The organism is uncultured Anaerococcus sp. (assembly GCF_937934665.1).
In the GTDB taxonomy this organism is placed as follows: Bacteria; Bacillota; Clostridia; order Tissierellales; family Peptoniphilaceae; genus Anaerococcus.
Window position 1 is genome coordinate 1 of the sequence record NZ_CALGYW010000135.1, and the last position, 2,757, is coordinate 2,757.

General features: G+C 35.5%; 7 protein-coding genes. All 7 read right to left on the reverse strand.

The annotated features are described in order from the left end of the window. The coding region (locus Q0410_RS08525; RefSeq protein WP_367178725.1) for a terminase small subunit at positions 1 to 139 on the reverse strand (139 nt) is incomplete at its 3' end. A gap of 595 nt (positions 140 to 734) precedes the next feature. Then, complete coding sequence (locus Q0410_RS06960) at positions 735 to 1,226, reverse strand: hypothetical protein (protein WP_299034797.1); 492 nt, start codon at positions 1,224 to 1,226, stop codon at positions 735 to 737. Next, entirely contained in the window at positions 1,226 to 1,573 is a 348-nt protein-coding gene (locus Q0410_RS06965; RefSeq protein WP_299034799.1) for a hypothetical protein, read from the reverse strand. The genes Q0410_RS06960 and Q0410_RS06965 overlap by 1 nt, the downstream gene beginning before the upstream one ends. A gap of 3 nt (positions 1,574 to 1,576) precedes the next feature. Further along, positions 1,577 to 1,981, reverse strand: coding sequence for a dUTP diphosphatase (gene dut / locus Q0410_RS06970; protein WP_299034801.1), 405 nt, complete (start codon positions 1,979 to 1,981; stop codon positions 1,577 to 1,579). Next, positions 1,971 to 2,168 carry a hypothetical protein gene (locus Q0410_RS06975; protein WP_299034804.1) on the reverse strand — a complete coding sequence of 66 codons (198 nt, stop codon included), beginning with the start codon at positions 2,166 to 2,168 and terminating at the stop codon, positions 1,971 to 1,973. The genes dut and Q0410_RS06975 overlap by 11 nt, the downstream gene beginning before the upstream one ends. Beyond that, complete coding sequence (locus Q0410_RS06980) at positions 2,165 to 2,365, reverse strand: hypothetical protein (RefSeq protein WP_299034807.1); 201 nt, start codon at positions 2,363 to 2,365, stop codon at positions 2,165 to 2,167. Before Q0410_RS06980 ends, Q0410_RS06975 begins: the two co-directional genes overlap by 4 nt. 43 nt (positions 2,366 to 2,408) lie before the next feature. Next, a partial coding sequence (locus tag Q0410_RS06985) for a hypothetical protein (RefSeq protein WP_299034810.1) occupies positions 2,409 to 2,757 on the reverse strand: 349 nt, incomplete at its 5' end.

Genomic DNA, 2,757 nt, shown 5'->3' on the forward strand with positions numbered 1-2,757 from the left:
CATTAGAAGATGCCGTATTCTCTTTTTTAATATGAGGATAAGCAAACAAATAAGCCTGTGTTGCATTGCCCTTGTTTCTGATATACTCATCAGCAAAGGCTCTTTGATTAGACGTAAGACCATATTCATCCCTCGCCAATGAGCATCACCCCTTTCTATATCCTAACGCCCTTCTGAGAATTAAAATACCTATCCTTCTTATTTTGAGGTCTCAACTTCTCAAACTCTTTCTTAGATAATAACCTCCTACAAGACTCAACAAAATAGGGCTGGTCAGGTAATATGCCCTTGTTAATACAAGTCAAACACCTTCTCGCAGCCCTACGATTAAAAAAGTGAGAGTGATTACCACCCCCACAAGCATCATATAAAATATAACCTTTTTTTACTTTCTTGATTTTTATATTTCCCATAATTTAAGCCTATCAGCCAGACCATCCACCAATAACATTTAGCATATATTAGAAAACGTTTTAAGAGAAGCCATCTCTTATAAGTGGGCAAAGAACAAAACCCACTACCCGAATACTCTATAATAAATCAAAGGAGGTGCTAAAGTGGATAGTCTGACTCATAAGCCTAAAATTGATAAAAGAAAAGGATAAGCCCAATTGCCTATCCTTGAGTTAAACAGCTTTAATTTTATTTCTTGCAACATTCCTACAATATCATTATAACACATAAAACAGGCTTATGTGTCCCGAAATTGTCCCGTTTTTGTCCCAAAATGTAATTTACCTCACATCGACCTCACCTCCTTCAAGTAAATAAAGTCGCTTAAAGATATAAAGTAAAGCGTCATCGCTCAATCTCTGCACAGTAGACTTAGATAAATTCATGTTTTCAGCCGCTTTTCTAAAACTCAGCCTTTTTCCATCTGGAGCAATCCACATATGGTCAACAATAAACTTCTTATCATCGTCAAGGTCAGCAATAGCAAGCTTTATTGCTCGATTTTCAATCTCAATAAGCTTCATTCTTCGGCTAGACTCATCAATCTTATCAATCATCTTGACCTGCAAATCTTCTTGACTAGAACCGCCACCCTTCACTGCATCAGTAGTAGACCAAGACGCCCCAAGTGATAACCTATCCCTAGCGATCTCAATCTTGATTTTCTCCGCATCATACCTTCGCATATCTTTTCCGTAATTTCTAAGCCTAGACTTTATAGCATCAATTCTAGCTCGGTCTCTTTCCTGCTCCCTAATCCTATCAAAATTCATTAAGCCCCCTTAGAAATCCTTTTATTAATCTTATCCTTAGCTTTACCATCAAGCCTTAAAATCTGAGTAGGTTTAATCGATATCTCCTCAAGCAAATCTTCGAAACTTAAGTAATCAAGGTTAACCGAATCAAGCAAAGAATTAACCTTTCTGGTATACCTATCAATCCTAGCTTGCCCAAATCCAAACTCCAATCTCAAAGCCTCCACTGTTAAAGCTAGAAATTGTGCAGCAATCACCCTGTTAGCCTCTTCATTTTCCTTTCTGAAATGTTCCGCTAAATCATCTATATCCTTATTATTCAAATTAAGGTTACGATTAACCCTCCTACGCATCTGCCTATTCATCTCTTACTTCCTTCCACTTGATCCAAAACCTTTATCACCACGTCTGGTATCCGTGTTAATTTCTTCTACTTTTTTAGGCTCTACTAATACTTCTTTGCCAAATACTAATTGTGCTATCCTGTCACCTTTTTTAATGGTATAAGATACATTACTTAAGTTAGTCATACATACCTTAATTTCTCCCCTGTAACTGCTATCTACAAGACCCGTGTGGCAAAGTATGCCCTTACTTGATATGCCGGACCTTGCTCTTACGTCTGCATATAAGCCATCTCTAAACTCAAAGTATAGGCCTGTATCAATTAATTTTGTTTCGCCTGGATTAAGAACGGTATCTTTGTCCGCTCTTATATCCCAACCTTGATCGCCTTTATCTTTTATAAGTTCGTATGGTGCTTTATATCTCATTAAATGCTCCTATATATTCAAGTTCCCATCTCAAAGTTTCTTCAAAATCTAGTTTTCTTTCATAAATAAGTAAATCATAGTAACTGCAATCATCTAAATCATTATTAATCTTAACACTCAAAAAACCATACTTAGGATAAGTCCCTGGACTAAAAGGTCTTGAATTCATGGCGTATAGGTATCTCATTTTTCCACCTCCGTTTTATCGTATAATTCTTGAAAATCTTTTGCACTAATCTTGTATCTATCACCGTTATTACCATCAACAAACACGATGCTACCATCCTTGAATATCTCTAAACCAAAATCAAACTCCCTTAATAGGCTTGTAATACTACATAATATCAAGCTTACTTGATTTTTCCTTTGTGTGTTCATTCCCATTCACCATCGTATTTTTTTAGATATTCGATAAATTCCTTAACTTTCATTCTTTCACCTCCACCAACTCAAAATCAGCCAAATCAGTATCAAATTTTTCTTTGATTTCTTCAATTTCTTTAAGGGTTAAATAACTTTTATATTTCGGAAAATTTACACCATTACATAAAGCCAATTTATCATCAGATACTGCGTAACATAAAATATTGTTAGGATTAGTAAGTGAAGATTGCAGATACTTATGCCTCAAATAAAACTTCTTCTCTTCCTCTCTGTCTTTAACAGGTGTAGAAGCGTACTCAAAACATAACTTGTAAAGTTCATCAAGTGGCAAAGGGTGTTTCAAATCCATAAAACCACCTTCTATAGTACTTATAGCAAAAGTAAATTTAGGC